The sequence below is a fragment of the Aeromonas sp. 25-AL00135 genome, from assembly GCF_054052385.1.
Window position 1 is genome coordinate 78,179 of the sequence record NZ_JBSTYQ010000003.1, and the last position, 16,237, is coordinate 94,415.

Sequence of the window (16,237 nt, forward strand, 5' to 3'; positions counted from 1 at the left end):
TCCATCAGCGCAGGAAGAAGGCCATCATCAGCTTCTGGATCCAGCTGTGGTAGGGGGGATGGATCAGGGAGCCGGTGGTGAACTTGCCGCGGGTCAGCACGGTTTTCGCCTTGGAGAAGGTAAGAAAACCCTCGTGGCCGTGATAGTGGCCCATGCCGGAGGCGCCGATGCCGCCAAACGGCACATCGTCGGCCGCCACCTGAAACAGGCTCTCGTTAATGGCCATGCCGCCGGAGTGGGTCTCCCGGGTCACTCGCGCCTGCAACTCGGGATCGAAGCTCATCAGATAGAGGGCCAGCGGGCGGGGTCGTTCGGCCACATAGGCGAGTGCCTCCTCCAGGGTGTCGTAGGGGATGAGCGGCAGCAGCGGCCCGAAGATCTCCTGCTGCATCACCTGACACTGACTTGGTACCCCGGTCAGCAGGTGGGGCACCAGCAGGCGACGCTGATCGTCGCGGGCCGGGCTGCCACAGGGGTGGAGCTGGGCTCCCGCCTGCTCGGCTTCATCGAGCCAGCTGACGAGACGTTGATACTGGCGGTCGTTGATGATGGCGCCGTAGTCGGCACTATTGAGCCCCTGCGGGTAGAGCTTGCTGAAGTGGCGGCGATAGGCGGCGATAAAGTTATCCACCTCGCTGCGGGGCAGCAGCACATAGTCGGGGGCGACGCAGATCTGCCCGGCATTGAGGCTCTTGCCGAAGATCATCCGCTCGACCGCGGTGGCCACCGGCATGTCGGGGGCGATGAGACAGGGGCTCTTGCCACCCAGTTCAAGGGTGAGCGGGGTGAGCTGGGGGGCGGCGGCAGCCATCACCAGCTTGCCCACCATGGTGGAGCCGGTAAAGAGCAGGTGATCGAACGGCAGTGAGCTGAACGCCGCCGCCATCTGGGCATCTCCCTCGATGATGGCGATCTCGTTTTCGTCAAATACGCTGGTGAGCATGGTGCGCAGCACAGCGTTGGTATGAGGGGTGAACTCGGAGAGTTTCAGCATCGCCCGGTTGCCCGCCGCGATGGCGGTGATGAGGGGGCCGAGGCTCAGCATCACCGGAAAGTTCCACGGCACGATAATGCCGACAACCCCGAGCGGCTGGAAGTGCACCTCTACTTTGGCGGGGGCCAGCAGCAGGCCGGTGTGACGGCGGTGGGGCTGCATCCAGCGCTTGAGCCGCTTCTGGGTGTAGTTGATCTGCATGATGCAGGGCAGCACATCGGCGATCAGGCTGTCGTAGTGGCTGCGCTGGCCATAATCTGCCGCCAGCGCCTTGCACAGCTGCCCCTTGTGGGCGAGCAACGCCTGTTTGAGTTTGGTCAGCTGTGCCCGGCGCTCGGCCAGGGTTGGCATGGGGTGAGCCAGACTCGCCCGCTTGAGCCGCGCCAGCTGATCCGGCAGGGACAATTTGATGGCGAGGATATCCTCAGGAGTGTGTTGAAGCTGCGCCGCACCCATGTTGTTCTCCGCATGAAAAATGACCGACTGATTAGTCGGTCTAAATCTAGTTGTTTGTTACCGGAATGTAAAGCTGGCAAGCTCTCTCCCGTTCACCTCGAGCCAGACGCAAGAGAGAACTGTGTGTCTCCCCACACTTTTGTGGTTTGCTCGTTGGTGACTTATCTAATAAGGGGTAGTTTTTGGCTATTAACCTACACGGAGAGAGCACTATGACCAGGGAACTGAACAGCTTGTTGGCCCGGCTTGAAGATGTGGTTGAGCGGATGCCGGATTGCTTCAACACCTACGAATTCGCCCAGAAGCTGGCACTGCAATATCAGCCGGAGTTCTTTGCCGCGGGCCACTCTCTGGCCGAGCACGAGGGCAAGGTACTGCGGGTGCTGCACCAGAAGATCGCCGAAGCGCTGGCGGGCAGCGAGATGGTGATTGAAGGGGCGCTGCTCCCCTGCGTCACCCCCTGGGGGGAGAAGGCGACCTCACCGCGTTGGCACCGCAAGCACTGAGGATCCGGTCAGGCAGATCACTGCCAGATAGCAGATAACGAACAATGATAAAGGGCGCGGCGCTGGCAACAGGGCCGCGCCGTTTTTTGTGCAGATTGTCGCCAGCCGCGCCCCCGCTGCCGGGAGCAAAGGCCCGGTCTGTGATCCCATGCCGGGATACGAGACCGTCAGCCGGGTAGACTCTCCCTTTTGTCGCAGGGTTTGTCACCGTAGGAATTTCTCATGACCCATAAAATCATTCTGGATACCGACCCGGGTATCGACGATGCCATGGCCATCCTGTTTGCCGAGGCCCACCCCGCCATCGAGCTGCTCGCCATCACCACTGTTTTTGGTAACGCCACCATCGACAATGGCACCCGCAACGCCCTCTGGCTCAAGCAGAAGTACGGCATGAAGGCGGATGTGGCCAAAGGCGCGGCTGCCCCGCTGCTGCGCGAGCCGGTCGGCCCTACCACCATAGTCCACGGCCCGAGCGGCTTTGGCGACATGGAAGCGGGAGAGGTGACTATCGCTCCGGACCCCCGCCCCGCTTGGCAATATATTGTCGAGGCGGTGAAAGCCGCGCCGGGGGAGATCACCCTCGTCACTATCGGCCCACTGACCAATCTGGCGCTGGCGCTACAACAGGCGCCCGAGATTGTCTCGCTGGTGAAACAGGTGGTGGTGATGGGGGGCGCCTTTGGCGTCAACGGCCATCGCGGCAACGTCACCCCCTATGCCGAAGCCAATATCCACGACGATCCCGATGCCGCCGACCGGGTTTTTACCGCAGACTGGCCGGTGGTGATCATCGGGCTGGACGTGACCCAGCAGAGCTTCTTCAGCAGCGCCTATCTGGATGAACTCAGGGACAAGGCGGGCGAGCCGGGCCGCTTCCTGTGGGATGTCAGCCGCTTCTACCTGCGCTTCTACTCCGAGAAGCTGGGGCTCTCCGGTTGCCACGTTCACGACCCGTCCGCCATCGCCTATGTGATCGATCCGACCCTCTTTACCCTGCGCGAGGGGCCGGTGCGGGTTATCACCAGCGGCCCGGCCATCGGCCACACCCTGCAAAAGTTCGATGGCAAACGCCACTCCCACGATGACTGGGCAGCCTATCGTCCGCAGCAGGTCGGGGTGGCGGTGCGCGATGAAGCCTTGCTGGCGCTCTATCGCGAGACGCTGGTGGGCTGGGGCAAGGATTGCTGAGCAAAGAGGCGCTATTACGTTGAGGCGGGGGCTGTGATCGGCGCCAAACAATCGGAACGCTCGGCCGCTTATACTGCCTTATATCAAGAGCTTGGGAGGGATGAAGATGGCCTGGATTTCCTTGATAGTGGCGATTGCGCTGATCTGGTGGTTGATGAAGCTGGGGCGTGGCGCCCTGTTCGAGATCCGCCTTGCCCCCGGCAAGGTAGTGGTCAAGCAGGGCAAGGTGTCACCCGCCTTTATTGAGCATGCCAAGCAGATCCTGCGCCACGACACGGTGCGCGGTCGCATCGTGGGGCAGCGTGATGGCGATGGCGTGAAGCTGATCTTCTCCCGCTCCATCCCCGAACCAGTGGCCCAGCGGTTTCGCAATATCTTCCCCTATGGCGATTACCGCCAGCCAACGGCGCCACTGCCGGGGCCCAAATCCCGCAAGGGATAAGCACCGGAACCTGGTTCATCAATAGCAAACGGGCCTCCAGTGGAGGCCCGTTTTTTATGGCACTTGGCCAAGAGAGAGCTGGCAGCCCTTACTCCTTGCCGTGCAGCTCGCGCTGGGTCTTGACCGCCGCCGCCTTGACGGCGGTGCCTTCATTGCCCCAGGAGGCGCGCAGGGTGTTGACCAGCTCGGCGAGCCGCTCATCATCCATGGTCCAGCCATAGCCCGGCATGTGGTAGCCGAGATGACCGCGGGTGACCGGGGTCTCGGCCCCGTGCAGCAGCACATTGATCAGGCTCGACGGATCGCTCGCCAGCACGGTGCGGTTGTTGACCAGCGAAGGGATGACGTGGTCATTGCCCTGGCCGTTGACCCCGTGACAGGTGGAGCAGTACATGGCGTAGTCCGCCTTGCCGCTGGCACTGGCGTAGGCGCGGGCCCCTTTCTCCGCCACTGGCTCATCTTTCAGATCGGTGAGGTAGGTGGCGATGCTGGCCAGATCGGCGTCGCTGAAATATTGACTGCTGTGAGTGATCACTTCCCCCATGGGGCCCGCGACCGCTTCATGCTGGCTGCGGCCGGTTTTCAGCAGGTCGATCAGCGCCTGCTTGCTGTAACGGCTGCCGCGAATATCGGGGGCATACCAGCCATCCAGCGCCGCCCCGCTCAGGTAGACGGGATCCGCCTCGGTCAGCGCTTTCTCCTGCATGCCAAGCCCGCGCGGAGTGTGGCAGCTGCCGCAGTGGCCGGCACCCTGCACCAGATAGGCGCCGCGGTTCCACTCTTCGCTTTTGCCTGCGACCGGGGTGAAGCGGCTGTCATCGTGGTAGACCCAGTTCCAGCCCATCAGCGGCCAGCGCATGTTGAGGGGCCAGGGGATGTCGCTCTCCTTGTTGGCAATGGCCAGCGGCTGCACCTCCTTCATCAGATAGTGATAGAGATCTTCGAGATCCTGATCGCTCATCTTGGCGTAGGCGGTGTAGGGCATGGCCGGATAGAGGCGATGCCCGTCGCGGGCCACCCCTTCGCGCATCACCTTGATGAACTCCGGCAGGCTGTAGTTGCCGATACCGTGGGTCTTGTCCGGGGTGATGTTGGTGGCAAATACGGTACCGATGGGGGTCGGGAACCCTTTGCCGCCCGCCAGCGGCTTGCTGGTTTCGCTGGTGTGACAGGCAGCGCAATCGCCGAGCTTGGCCACGTATTCGCCTGCCGACATGGCGGGGGCTGCGTTGGCGGCAAGGGCGGGCAGGGCCAGCAGCAGGGCGCTGGCGGTCAGTGACAGGGCGCGGTTCATTGGGCACCTCCCTTGCTCATGGCTACCAGCTCGTTGACGGCGCGCCACGCTTCGTCGATGGCGGCGTGGGCGTAGGGGCTCCAGCCTGCATCCGAGTTGGCGATGGTGATGTTGCCGATCGGCTGGCGACCCAGTTCAATCCATTTTTCGCACTGCGCTTCGTCATCAAACAGGGTGTTGGTGACATAGGAGTAACCGTGAGACCAGCGGTTGACCGTGATGGCGAGGATGTCCTGCTCATGGTTGAAACCGGCGCTGCCCAGCATCCCCTGCAACTGCTCGCGGATCATCTGCTCATGCTGCTCGAACGGCATGCCGAGGATCATGGCGCGCCCCTTGCGGGACTGTTCGCGGGCCGAGAGGCCGCTGCCCGGCAGGGTCGGCACATAGACCATGTGCAGGCACATCGGCTGATCCGGGCTCTTGGGATGCTCGTAGCCACCCATGCTGACCGGATAGTCGAGCTTGACCCGGCTATAGGGTGCGGCGGGGGAGTAGACCTCGTGTACCCCCAGCTTGACGAAGGCTTGCCAGTTCTTGATCACCACCTTGGTGTAGACCAGCGGCGCCTTGGCATTCTGGCGCAGCGCCTCCTTCTGGGGCTCCGGCATCTCGGGCACCATGTAGGGGATCATCATGTTGTAGCCCGCCATGATCGACTGCTTGGCTCGCACCCGATGCAGTTTCCCCTCCTTGATGTAGGTGACATCCACCGCCAGCTTGCCGTCGGCGAGGCGCACGTTTTTGGCCTGCAACGCCGTGCTGCCAAGGCGCAGTTGCACCTTGTGCTCAGGCAGGTCGAGCTTGCTGTAGTCAAACTTGGCCAGCACTACATCCTGCATGGTGTGACCCGGCGCCACCTGCGGAATGAGCTTGCGTACCATCAGGCGGGTGAGACCGGCGTTGCCATCGGGGAAGTGGAAGATGTAGGGATCGTCCAGCTCCGCCTGCTCCTCGGCATCCAGCGGCGTCAGATTGAGGCCGTCGAAACCCGGCAAGGCGCAGAGGCGCGCATCGGCGCAGGCGGTGGCGTCGATGCCGACCGCCTGGAAGTCGTTGGTGCGCTGCTGGAAGTAACTGATCGCCCGCTCGCTGAGGCCCACTTTATCGCGCAGGAAGGTGGTGTAGCTGTTGCGAGTCACCCACTCATCCTGCTGCTCGCGGGTCATGCCGCTCAGGTAGTCTATCTTCGCTTCGTGCAGGGCCAACAGGGCGGCCTTGTCGGCATCATCGAGGGGGAAGTCACCGATAAACTCTGCCAGCGGACGACCGTTCAGGCGATCGCGGGGGATATCGTCCGCCACGTTGTGGCCCGGATCCCCGTTCACTATCTTGTTGACGCCAAAGTGCTTCTCGTCGAAATAGACGCCGCGGCTCAGCCCCAGATCCGGATAGAAGGTCTGCTGGAAACCGGCGGCCAGCTCGTCGATGTTGACCTCCAGCGCCTTGAGCAGACCGAGCGCCACCGGGCTGTAGACCGAACGCGGTGATTGCAGGGATTCACTGCCGCCGTAGCCCAGCCGCAGGCCATCGGGAGTGGTGAACTCGTTGCGCTTGGCGTGGCCGCCGAAGTCATCGTGGTTGTCGAGCAGCAGGATCTTCTTATCCGCGCCGAGCAGTTGCTGATAGAAGCAGGCAGCGGCCAGACCGCTGATCCCGGCGCCGACGATCACCAGATCGTACTCCCCCTCGAGGGGAATATTGGCAAAGTCATACTGCTTACCGTCACGGGCGATACTGTGGGCCGGTTCGAAGGAGCCCGGGTGGTTGCCGCGCAGGCCGGTGAGGGCGGGCGGGTAGGCCAGGGTTTTATCCGCCAGCGTGCTGCCGCCTTCGGCAGCCTTGAGCAGATTGATGGGAGCGACGCCTGCCGCAATGGTGATGGCAACGCCGTTGAGAAAATCTCTGCGTGTAATACTCATGGCTATCCCTGTGTTAGGAGAAGTAATGAATAAGTGGATTCATTATGGGAGGGAGACACAGATCCTGTTCAGGATTGGGCGCCGAATCTACCGCTATCCTCACGCTGAGTCCATACGATTGCTAATGGATTATTAAGCACCATTTTCCTGCTTGTGACGAGAGTGATGCGCTGATGGGGGTGATTTGTCCTGTTGCAGGGCCAATTATCTCTCGGCTCGGTCGGTCAATGATTGCCGCAGCTGATTAGTTTAGGAGGCGTTCGGGCATCATTGTCGACTCGGGGGGATGATCGCGCTAAGCTCTTAACTACTTGTTTTATCGACTCTCTTTTTATTCATAGGCATAAAGGCCACTCAGGAGGCGCAATGAACTGGTACATCTCGGTCCTCAAGCAATATGCGGTATTCAGCGGGCGGGCCCGTCGCACCGAATACTGGATGTTCGTGCTGTGCAACGTCATCGTCATGCTGTTGCTCGGCATGGTGGACAAGTTGATTGGCGGCGACAATGAGCTGATCAGCTCCATCTATTCGCTGGCTGTGCTGCTGCCATCGCTGGCGGTGGCAGCCCGTCGCTTGCACGATACCGACCGCAGCGCTTGGTGGCTGCTGCTCGGGCTTATCCCCGTTATCGGCACCCTGGTACTTATCTACTTTATGGTTTGCAACGGCCAGCAGGGGCCAAACCGCTTCGGTGACGATCCCAAAGCGGCCCCCTCGCAGGGATTTATCGTCAGCTAACGGGCGAGGCTTGGCCAATCATCGGCCAATAAAAAGAGAGGGAGGCATCACGCCTCCCTCTCTTTTTCGTTTTGATGGCCGATCAACGCTCGATCAGTGGGGCGGAGCGGTAGCTCCACATGCCGTAGGTGCGCAGGGCGTCGCGGTAGATGCCGAGCAGCTCGCTCTCGCTCGGGGTAGCCAGCTCCTCGAGGGGCTTGTCGGGGTAGCTGACGCTCGCCACCTTGAGGTTGGCCGGGCCAATCTGGTCGCAGGCGATTTCCAGCACAGTCTGGCCGCGGCGTACATGGCTGGCGGAGCTTACCAGCACCGCATAGTCAATCTGGTGGCGGGCGAGGGCATAGGCGCTGTAGAGGGCGTTATCCACCGTGCTGGTGGCGTAGTTCTCTTCAATCAGGCGGCTGCGGTCGATGCCATGGTTGGCCAGCCAGTCGGCCATCAGCTTGCCCTCGGTCTGGCGGTTCTGGGGCACGCCGCCGGTCAGGATGATCAGCGCCTCCGGGTCGGCCTTGGCCAGCGCCAGAGTGGTTTGCAGGCGGCCCAGCAGGATCTTGTCCATGCTGCCGTCGGGGTTGAGGGCATAACCCAGGGTGACGATGGCGCGTTTGCCCTCCCTGCTGGCCTTGACCTGATCCCCGGTCAGTTCGGTCTGCAGCGGGGCGGCGGTGATCCGCTGCACCCGGGCAATGATCTCCTCCAGATCGGCGGCGCGGCCACTGTTGCGATCCGCCACTTTCGCCAGATAGTTGCGGGAGGCCTCCTTGTTGCCTTTCACCAGCTGCCAGATGGCGAGATAGCTGTTGATGTCGAGATCATCGGGGGCGACGGCCTGCGCCTGCTCCAGCAAGGTGATGGCGCGGCTCAGGTTGCCGTTGTAGATCTGGGCGTTGGCAGCCGAGATGAGCAGGTCGGTGCGGTAGGGTTCCAGCTGGTAGGCGGCCAGCAGCCGCTCGGTCACCAGCTCCATATTGCTCGGCATCTTGGCGGTAAAACCGGCGTGGGAGATCTTGGCTGGCGACTTGTAGATTTGCAGCGCTTCGCCTAGCAACATGTCCACCGCCTGGCGTTTGCTGACTAGGGTATTGAGGTCGTGCTCCATTTGCATCGAGCTCTCGGCCGCTTGCAGGGCGAGGGGCGAGAGCGCCAGCAGGCCGCCGAGGGTGAGGGCAAGAAGGGTCTGTTTCATCAAAAGGTCCTCTGTCGGGCTGAATCGCGCCGTGGTGCGCCGGCTTGTGGGCCGATGGGATAAGGCAAATGTGCGTCAATTCAGTCTGTTAGTGCCAAAGAGAGGGCAATATACCAGTTAACGGTGCGGCAAACTGTGAGTCGGGGCGAGTCGTCGGGTGATGCCACACCAGTGGCCGCAAAAATGGCCGCAACGGGTCAGCAGCCATCTGAAAAGGGCAGGGGGAGCGTGACTCCCCCTCCCTCTGTTGCGATGCAAGACAGATGGAGTGTCAATCCATCTGTTGGCGAGTGTTCGCGGTCAATTCCACATCGGGGAGATGCGGGCTTCCAGCGTCTCTTGCTGCTCTTCGGGCATATCGCTGAAGAAGTTGAGCTGGGTCTGCTCTTCCACCTCGCGTACCGAGACCCGGTAGTCGGCGATCTGGCTGATGGGCACCTCTTGCTGCGGCATGATAAAGGCGATGGCCTGCAGTCTGGCCGGGTCCATCACGATCTTGTAGTAGGCACTCGGGATCGCCACACCCTGACCGATGGACTCTTCAGAGCCGGTAAAGATGGGGCCCGTGATCACCTGCACATCCTTGCGGGAGACCGCCCACTTGTTCACCTTGTCCTCCAGCACGCGCCATGCCTTCTGGTTGAGCACCCCGATCTGCGGCGTCATGTTGCTCAGCAGGAAGCTCTCTTTCATGGTGTTCTTGTTCGATTTCATGTCCCCCGCCGGGGCCTGATGGCCACGGTCGTAGCCCGAGCCCTTGTAGTCGGAGAGGGTGGCGCGGTAGGCGACCGGGATCTCCCTGTCCTCGGCGAAGGCATCCTTGCGCGGCACTGTGCCCTGTGCGCTCTGGGCAGTCATCCGGTAGGAGACCCAGTCCGCCACCTTGTAGTCGTAGTTGTAGCCGACCGCATACCCTTCACGGCAGAGCTTCTGATCCGATTCAGAGGGCAGACCAAAGCGCACGTGCTCGCCGCACTCCCAGTGGGCGGCCAGCAAGGGGGTGGCAGTGAGGGTGAGGGTAACAGCCAGAACCAATTTATTGATTTTTATCATTTTTGTGATGCTCCAGTTTAGTAGGCGGAGCCATTTGACATGAGATCTGACCAGCGCTTCAATTGCTGTTTTTTTACACGTCACCGTTCTGTGACGGCTCGCCAAGATCCGTGATGTGACTGGTTAATATGTTTTAAATCAGTGGCTTGGTCGGTGGGATGATATGCGGTTGCTCGGCAGGCAACGAAAAGGAGCCCGCGATGGGCCCCTTGTGCTGGTTGGTCTGACTGCTATCAGGCGGCGTTTGCCTTGTTGCCCAGCGTGCGGGCCAGCAGTGCTTCCGGATTGTGGATCGCCTCCTTGGTCTTCACGTCGATGACCTCGATATCGGTGAAGCGCTCGCGGTTCTTGATAGCCACGTCGTGGGCGAAGATGACGCAGCGGGCGTTGGCGACATCCTTGGCGGTAATGCGGTTGATGATGCCGTTGGCGCCCTGGGTCTCGACCTTGATCTTGATCCCCTGCTGGGCAGCGGCCTTCTGCAGGCTCTTGGCGGCGAGGAAGGTGTGGGCCACGCCAGACGGGCAGGCAGTGATGGCCAGAACGTCTGCTTCCCCTTCCGCTTCAATGACTTCGAAGCTGGTGTGGGTGGCGGTCACGTCATCTTCTTCGCTCACCGGCTTCTTCAGCAGGTTGACGATGATGGCGGTGGTCAGGGCGCCGAGGATGGTACCCAGGATGTAGCCCATCTTGCCTTCAACAACCGGCAGGACAATCCAGCCACCCCAGGGGGCGTGGTTGATACTGTGCATCATGAAGCCAGTGATGTTGCCGACGATGCCGCCTGCGACGATGGCCGGGATAACACGCATGGGGTCAGCGGCAGCGAACGGGATAGCACCTTCACTGATACCGATCATGCCCATGATGGCGGCCGCTTTGCCGGATTCACGCTCTTCTTTCTTGTAACGCTTCGGAGACATGAAGGTCGCCAGTGCCATACCCAGTGGCGGTACACAGATGGCGATACCGACACCACCCATCAGCCAGGGCTGGGTGTTGACCTGAGTCTGGGCAAACAGGGTAGCAACCTTGTTGACCGGGCCGCCCATATCGAAGGCGGTCATACCACCCAGAATGGCACCCAGCATTACTTTACCTGAGCCCGCCATGCTGGAGAGCCAGTGGTTCATCCCTTCCATCATGGCTGCGATCGGGGCACCGATCCCCCACATCACGATGCCACACACCAGGAAGGTACCGATCAGCGGATAGATGAAGATGGAACCAAGGGAGGTCATGGAGTCAGGCAGCTTGATCCGTTTGAGCTGATTGACCACGAAACCTGCGATAAAGCCCACCAGAATGGCGCCGAGGAAACCGGTTTGATAGTGCTGAACGGCAATCCAGGAGCCGATCATGCCCGGAGCCAGGCCCGGCTTGTCAGCCAGCGAGTAGGCGATGTAGCCACCCAGTACGGCAGTAAACAGAGTCAGACCGGCGATACCCATGGTGGCCATGTCTTTGAGGAAGCCCGCTTCCGGCACGGCGCCCTTGCCGCTCATCATCACCGACAGGGAGAGCAGCACACCGCCTGCCACGATGAAGGGGATCATGTGGGAAGTACCAAACAGCAGGTGCTGCTTCATGGTGTTGAGGCGATCCTTGAAGGTGCGATCGGTGGGTTCAACCGGAGCAGTGGCAGCCGGTTTGGCGGTTGGCGCCGGTTTTTCCGCTTTCGGGCCTTGCTTGAGCAGAGTCAGGGCTTGCTCGACGGTAGTGGCCGCCTTCATCTGCTCGATAAAACCCGGCTCCAGCAGACGGGTGGAGAGCTCGGCCAGCACTTCGATGTGGTGGTTGGCGCCGCCATCCGGGGAGGCGATCATGAAGATCAGCTGGGTCGGTTTGCCATCTTCGGCGCCGTACTCGATACCCTGACGGCTGACACCGATGGCAATGGCCGGACGGCTGACAGCCTTGCTCTTGGCGTGGGGCAGGGCGACCCCCTGCTCGAAGCCGGTGCAGTCCAGCTGCTCGCGGGCCCAGATATCCTTGACGAATTGTTGTTGATCAGACACGGCGCCATCGCGCGCCAGCATCTGTGCCATCTCGTCGAATAGAGCCTCCTTGCTGGTGGCCTTCAACTCCAGGCAGATGAGTCTGCCGTTGGTCATGGTGGGTAACATATTACTCTCCTGGCTCCATTGCCGAGCCGCATGATGGGGGGAACAATTGACCTGGATATTGTTCTCCCGTTGGCGCGGTGCCGAAATCGGACAAATGTGTCGTTTACTGGATTTTTGTGCTGTGCAAGTCGCCATGTGACCCAGCTCGCATATCATCATGAAAGCCAATTCATACCGATTCTTTTATTTTTTTAAATAAAAACAATTAATTGTGAGTGAGTCTTGCTACTTGTATGAGAGCAACGAAAAGGTTTCGTCTTCGGAGGTATGGAGATTTGTGTGCTGTTTTGAGGGCGGAAAATGTGAAGGTGCTGGCAAAACGCGTTGAGATAACAATCAGAAAGAGAGAGGGCAGCTCTTGATGTGAGTCAATCCACTGCTCACTTGTTATGTGCAGCATGGGTGTCTTCGGGTTTTGTATGGTTCCTTATTTGACAAAGCCCGCCACTATTATGAATGGCGGGCTGTTTAGTGCTTCAGCCTTATTGAGCTGATGAATGAGGGGAGGAGAATCGGGCGTTATGTCCGAAACTTGCGTACAACCTCCTGCAGTTGTGTTGCCAACAGGTTGAGGTCGTTGCAAGCCTGAGCCATTTGTTTGGCGCCGGTCGCCACTTCTTCCGAGGCATTGCTGATGTTGACTACATTGCGATTGAGCTCCTCGCTTACCGCCCCCTGCTCTTCAGTTGCGGTGGCAATCTGAATATTCATGTGGGAGATACTGTTAACCGAGCTGCTTATTTCAGCAATAGAGGCTCCCGCTTCGCGAGCAGTATGGACCGTCTCGGACATCATATCCTGACTCTGTTGCATGGTGACGCCCGCTTCGTTAGCACGCTGCTGCAGTTCGGAGATGATGTGGTTGATCTGGGAAGTGGAGTCTTGGGTTCGTTTGGCCAGAGTGCGGACTTCATCTGCAACCACGGCGAAACCACGACCTTGTTCACCGGCTCGGGCTGCCTCGATTGCCGCATTCAGTGCCAGCAGGTTGGTTTGCTCGGCAATCCCCTGAATGACTTCAAGCACCATGCCGATATTTCGGCTGTCATCACCCAGCTGGCGGATCACCAGAGCTGTCTCTTCGATGGCGGTAGCCACCTTTTCAATCCTGCCGATTGAGTCATTGACGGTCTCGCTGCCTTGTGCGGCTGTGTCGCTGGCCGACGTTGCTGCGCTGGCGGCGTCGTTGGTGTTGCGGGCCACCTCCTGCACCGTGGCTTGCATCTCGTTCATGGCTGTGGCCAGCTGATTGAGCTCATGTTGCTGGGCGCCCATGTTGTTGGCCGATTGCTGTGCCACCGCGCTGATCTCTTCGGCGGCCGCACCCAACTGCACTACCGAGCCGGAGACCTCGTTGACCAGCATGCGCAGATTGGATTGCATCTCGTTGAACCCTTGAGCCAGCTTACCCAGCTCGTCATGGGAGAATTGCTTCATGTCGAGTTGGCTGGTGAGGTTGCCTGCCGCCACCTGGCGGGTCTGCTCCAGCAGGGTCATCACAGGATTGCGGATCTGCCGGATCAGCAGCCAGGCCACAATAACGACGAACAACAAGGTTAGCGCACCGACGGTAGTGCTCAGCAGTTTTGCCCGTTCATAGGAAGCCTCACTCTGCTTGGTCAGCAGGTTGGCAACCCGATCGTTCTCCTTGCGAAGCTCCAGACCATCCTGTCCTGCCTGCTCGAGGGCTGCACGAGATTCGTTTTTGATCAGCGACTGCACCTTGGCAATATCTCCCTGCCGTATGGCTGTTTCCAAGTCACCATGGGCTGAAAAATATTTGGCTGCTGCAGTTTTCAGCTCTGCAAACATGTTGCGATCTCGCTCCGACACAAAAGGCATCGATCCATACCGTTGCTCGGCGGCCATGTACTGACTCTTTGCCGCTTCGAAAGACTGTGTGCTGCTGTTGAGGGAGTCGGGATCCTTGCCCAGTGCATCTATCACCATGTTCAGTTCGGCACGGCGAGCGTCCAGCAAGGACACATGCATCTGGCTGGATGCCCGGATGGAGGGAACGATATTGTCGCTGACCTCACTGGCGTCACGGTAAATATTGGAGAGTTGTAAAGTGGCAAACCAGGCAAAACCCAGCATCAACAAAGCGAGAGTGGTAAACGCCATGGTCAGCTTTTGCCCAATTGTCATTTTTGTCAGCATATATCCTCTTTTATCTATTTTTGTCAGGGGATCTTTGTGTGAAATTTATAGCGGCGAATGGATGTGATACCTTAAAAATAAATCAAATAAAAGAGATCTTAATCACAGAGGGTATTTAAGGTCTATTTCTTTACTGCGATGAGGTTTGGCTGGCATATCAAAAAATAAATATCAAATCTCTCATTACCCTGTCTTTAAATTGATTGGATTGTCAGTTAATGCGGCCTAGCTTTTTTACGGATTATGTCAATTTAAAGTAGGATTAAAAATAAATATGCTTATATATCAGTACGTTAATGTTTATTTCTTATGCTGTTATTCTCAGCAAAGATCGAATGGTCTGCTTGGGATTAAATTATAGAACGACTAAAAAATAGGGCCGCATCTTGGAAATTCAAAAGAGATTCCTTTCGTTTGTATTATTAATGGTTCTGTATGACTACGTGTGCTAAATGTTTACAGACCGAATGATGATGGCTGGGGAAAGGTTTAATGGCGATGCATCTATGTGCTGTTTTAGTTTTCATCAGGGGGTGAAAATAGTAGAGGGTAGAGTTGTTATTTTTATTGCCTCCATTTTAGCCGGATACTCAGAGTGTTGCCGTTGCTTGTGCAGGCTGGAATTTTCTTCGTTTCAGCAAACCAAGTCATCTGCATCAGGGGAGCGCCAAGCTCAGGCGACAAACCTGTGGAGCTGGTTGTAGGCAGGATGCAGTCAGGGATGGACTTCAGAGCGAGATGCCTGAAGGAAGGTAGGCATAAGAGAGCAGTAGAGATACAGACGGACTTGACTGGTAGGCCATATTGCTCTGTTGGGAGGGGGAGGCATATTCCCCCTCCAACGAGAGTCGGCTCTTATGCTGATTAGCAGCGGTTGCCGGCGCGGGCGACCCGCCCTTCGGCCAGCAGTTGATAACTGCCAGTCGCTGCAGGAATAAAGGCAGATTGCCCCTTTTCCAGACGCAGTGACTGTTCGCCTTGCTTGAGGGTCACTGTGTCATCGATGGCAAACAGGATCTCGGCGCTGGCAGTGGTGAGCTGGTGCTCGCCAGCTGGGTAGACGCTGAAAGTGAAGTCAGGTACCGGCACGTCGAAGTGCTGTACCGCGCCATCACAGCGGGGGGCCAGCAGGATCTGGTCGTTCGGCTTGGGCAAGCAGCGGGTGCAATCCAAAAGCTCTGCCACATCGATGTATTTGGGGGTGAGGCCGGCGCGCAGCACGTTGTCGGAGTTGGCCATGATCTCGAGGCCGGTGCCGCGCACATAGGCGTGCGGGGTGCAGGCATCGAGGAACATCGCCTGACCGGGTTTGAGGGTCACCACGTTCAACAGCAGCGGCGAGAAGAGGCCCACATCTCCCGGGTACTGGGCCGCCAGACTGGTGATGAGGGCAAACGTCTCCTCATCCTGATGGGCTGCGGCATAGGTTAGCAGCCCTGCCAGCGCCTCGTCCTTGCGCACCCCTTCCAGTACCAGCAGCTGGTGGAAGAAGTGCTGCAGGCCTGCTTCATTCTGGCTGGCGGCAAGGGCTGCGGTCAGATCGGTGATGGCCGCCAGATTGACCCGCTCGAACAGTGCCAGAATGGCGGGAATGGCGCGAAAGCCGTTCATCGCCTGATAGGGGGTGAGGGCAAAGACCAGCTCCGGCTTATGGTTCGGGTCCTTGTAGTTGCGATTGCTCGCCTTGATATCGATGCCTGCGGCCTCCTCTTTGGCAAAGCCCGCTTCGGCCTGAGCCTTGCTCGGGTGCACCTGAATGGAGAGAGCCTTCTCGGCACACAACACCTTGAACAGGAATGGCAGGCTGCCAAAACGGGCGAGGGTGGCCTCACCCAGCGCGGCGGCCGGAGCCCTGTCGATCACCGAAGAGAGCTTTTGCACACTGCCCGCCAGCGTCACCTCGGAGCAGCCGTTGGGGTGAGCCCCCATCCAGAGCTCGGCCTGGGGTTTGCCTTGCGGGTTGGGAATGCCAAACAGGGTGGTGAGGGAGTCATGACTGCCCCAGTCATAGCCTTGAATCGGGTTTTGCATCAACAGAAAGGAGGGCAGATCGCTACTGCTCATAAGGGACGCCTCGTCTAGTTTGAAGAAAATCGGGTGCAGAAAAGGGTGGCATTACTGCTGTGGACCGGACTATAACATGGGCGGTCGTGTGCGCCGCAACCG

Annotated in this window: 12 protein-coding genes; 4 read left to right on the forward strand and 8 right to left on the reverse strand. The window is 59.1% G+C overall.

Annotated elements, in window-relative coordinates; translation table 11 throughout:
• Positions 1-4: 4 nt before the first annotated feature.
• Complete coding sequence (locus tag ACW5XC_RS03235; protein ID WP_042056461.1) at positions 5-1,450, reverse strand: coniferyl aldehyde dehydrogenase; 1,446 nt, start codon at positions 1,448-1,450, stop codon at positions 5-7.
• 212 nt (positions 1,451-1,662) lie between these two features.
• Here ACW5XC_RS03235 and ACW5XC_RS03240 point away from each other — a divergent pair, with 212 nt between their 5' ends.
• From ACW5XC_RS03240 to ACW5XC_RS03250, 3 genes are all read left to right on the forward strand, one after another.
• On the forward strand, positions 1,663-1,956 hold the full coding sequence (locus ACW5XC_RS03240; RefSeq protein WP_005353197.1) for a hypothetical protein: 294 nt from the start codon (positions 1,663-1,665) through the stop codon (positions 1,954-1,956).
• 222 nt (positions 1,957-2,178) lie between these two features.
• Positions 2,179-3,147 carry a nucleoside hydrolase gene (locus tag ACW5XC_RS03245; protein ID WP_005337734.1) on the forward strand — a complete coding sequence of 323 codons (969 nt, stop codon included), beginning with the start codon at positions 2,179-2,181 and terminating at the stop codon, positions 3,145-3,147.
• Positions 3,148-3,253: 106 nt separating this feature from the next.
• Positions 3,254-3,589: a DUF3634 family protein gene (locus ACW5XC_RS03250; protein WP_005353195.1), complete on the forward strand. Its 336-nt coding sequence runs from the start codon at positions 3,254-3,256 to the stop codon at positions 3,587-3,589.
• An 88-nt stretch (positions 3,590-3,677) separates the two neighbouring features.
• Here the strand turns inward: ACW5XC_RS03250 and ACW5XC_RS03255 are convergent, their stop codons facing one another.
• Complete coding sequence (locus tag ACW5XC_RS03255; RefSeq protein ID WP_042056466.1) at positions 3,678-4,883, reverse strand: cytochrome c; 1,206 nt, start codon at positions 4,881-4,883, stop codon at positions 3,678-3,680.
• Entirely contained in the window at positions 4,880-6,805 is a 1,926-nt protein-coding gene (locus ACW5XC_RS03260) for an NAD(P)-binding protein (RefSeq protein ID WP_042056470.1), read from the reverse strand. Before ACW5XC_RS03260 ends, ACW5XC_RS03255 begins: the two co-directional genes overlap by 4 nt.
• 366 nt (positions 6,806-7,171) lie before the next feature.
• On the opposite strand from ACW5XC_RS03260, the gene ACW5XC_RS03265 reads away from it, so the two are divergent.
• Complete coding sequence (locus ACW5XC_RS03265) at positions 7,172-7,546, forward strand: DUF805 domain-containing protein (protein ID WP_042056473.1); 375 nt, start codon at positions 7,172-7,174, stop codon at positions 7,544-7,546.
• A gap of 82 nt (positions 7,547-7,628) precedes the next feature.
• On the opposite strand, the gene ACW5XC_RS03270 is transcribed toward ACW5XC_RS03265, so the two are convergent.
• From ACW5XC_RS03270 to manA, 5 genes are all read right to left on the reverse strand, one after another.
• A complete protein-coding gene (locus ACW5XC_RS03270; RefSeq protein WP_042056475.1) occupies positions 7,629-8,732 on the reverse strand; it encodes a YdcF family protein in 1,104 nt (367 codons plus the stop codon).
• Between the two features lie 300 nt (positions 8,733-9,032).
• Positions 9,033-9,785, reverse strand: coding sequence for a DNA/RNA non-specific endonuclease (locus tag ACW5XC_RS03275; RefSeq protein WP_005361643.1), 753 nt, complete (start codon positions 9,783-9,785; stop codon positions 9,033-9,035).
• Between the two features lie 233 nt (positions 9,786-10,018).
• Complete coding sequence (locus tag ACW5XC_RS03280; protein ID WP_042056478.1) at positions 10,019-11,911, reverse strand: PTS fructose transporter subunit EIIC; 1,893 nt, start codon at positions 11,909-11,911, stop codon at positions 10,019-10,021.
• Positions 11,912-12,430: 519 nt separating this feature from the next.
• Positions 12,431-14,071: a methyl-accepting chemotaxis protein gene (locus tag ACW5XC_RS03285; protein WP_005353179.1), complete on the reverse strand. Its 1,641-nt coding sequence runs from the start codon at positions 14,069-14,071 to the stop codon at positions 12,431-12,433.
• A gap of 864 nt (positions 14,072-14,935) precedes the next feature.
• Positions 14,936-16,135 carry a mannose-6-phosphate isomerase, class I gene (manA, locus tag ACW5XC_RS03290; RefSeq protein WP_042056480.1) on the reverse strand — a complete coding sequence of 400 codons (1,200 nt, stop codon included), beginning with the start codon at positions 16,133-16,135 and terminating at the stop codon, positions 14,936-14,938.
• Between the last annotated feature and the right edge of the window lie 102 nt (positions 16,136-16,237).

Excerpts from the sequence above, each read along its gene's own strand:
- ACW5XC_RS03270 (WP_042056475.1), bottom strand. The coding sequence starts at position 8,732 with ATGAAACAGACCCTTCTTGCCCTCACCCTCGGCGGCCTGCTGGCGCTC.
- ACW5XC_RS03240 (WP_005353197.1), top strand. The coding sequence starts at position 1,663 with ATGACCAGGGAACTGAACAGCTTGTTGGCCCGGCTTGAAGATGTGGTT.
- ACW5XC_RS03275 (WP_005361643.1), bottom strand. The coding sequence starts at position 9,785 with ATGATAAAAATCAATAAATTGGTTCTGGCTGTTACCCTCACCCTCACT.
- ACW5XC_RS03250 (WP_005353195.1), top strand. The coding sequence starts at position 3,254 with ATGGCCTGGATTTCCTTGATAGTGGCGATTGCGCTGATCTGGTGGTTG.
- ACW5XC_RS03255 (WP_042056466.1), bottom strand. The coding sequence starts at position 4,883 with ATGAACCGCGCCCTGTCACTGACCGCCAGCGCCCTGCTGCTGGCCCTG.
- manA (WP_042056480.1), bottom strand. The coding sequence starts at position 16,135 with ATGAGCAGTAGCGATCTGCCCTCCTTTCTGTTGATGCAAAACCCGATT.
- ACW5XC_RS03280 (WP_042056478.1), bottom strand. The coding sequence starts at position 11,911 with ATGTTACCCACCATGACCAACGGCAGACTCATCTGCCTGGAGTTGAAG.
- ACW5XC_RS03285 (WP_005353179.1), bottom strand. The coding sequence starts at position 14,071 with ATGCTGACAAAAATGACAATTGGGCAAAAGCTGACCATGGCGTTTACC.
- ACW5XC_RS03265 (WP_042056473.1), top strand. The coding sequence starts at position 7,172 with ATGAACTGGTACATCTCGGTCCTCAAGCAATATGCGGTATTCAGCGGG.
- ACW5XC_RS03260 (WP_042056470.1), bottom strand. The coding sequence starts at position 6,805 with ATGAGTATTACACGCAGAGATTTTCTCAACGGCGTTGCCATCACCATT.
- ACW5XC_RS03245 (WP_005337734.1), top strand. The coding sequence starts at position 2,179 with ATGACCCATAAAATCATTCTGGATACCGACCCGGGTATCGACGATGCC.
- ACW5XC_RS03235 (WP_042056461.1), bottom strand. The coding sequence starts at position 1,450 with ATGGGTGCGGCGCAGCTTCAACACACTCCTGAGGATATCCTCGCCATC.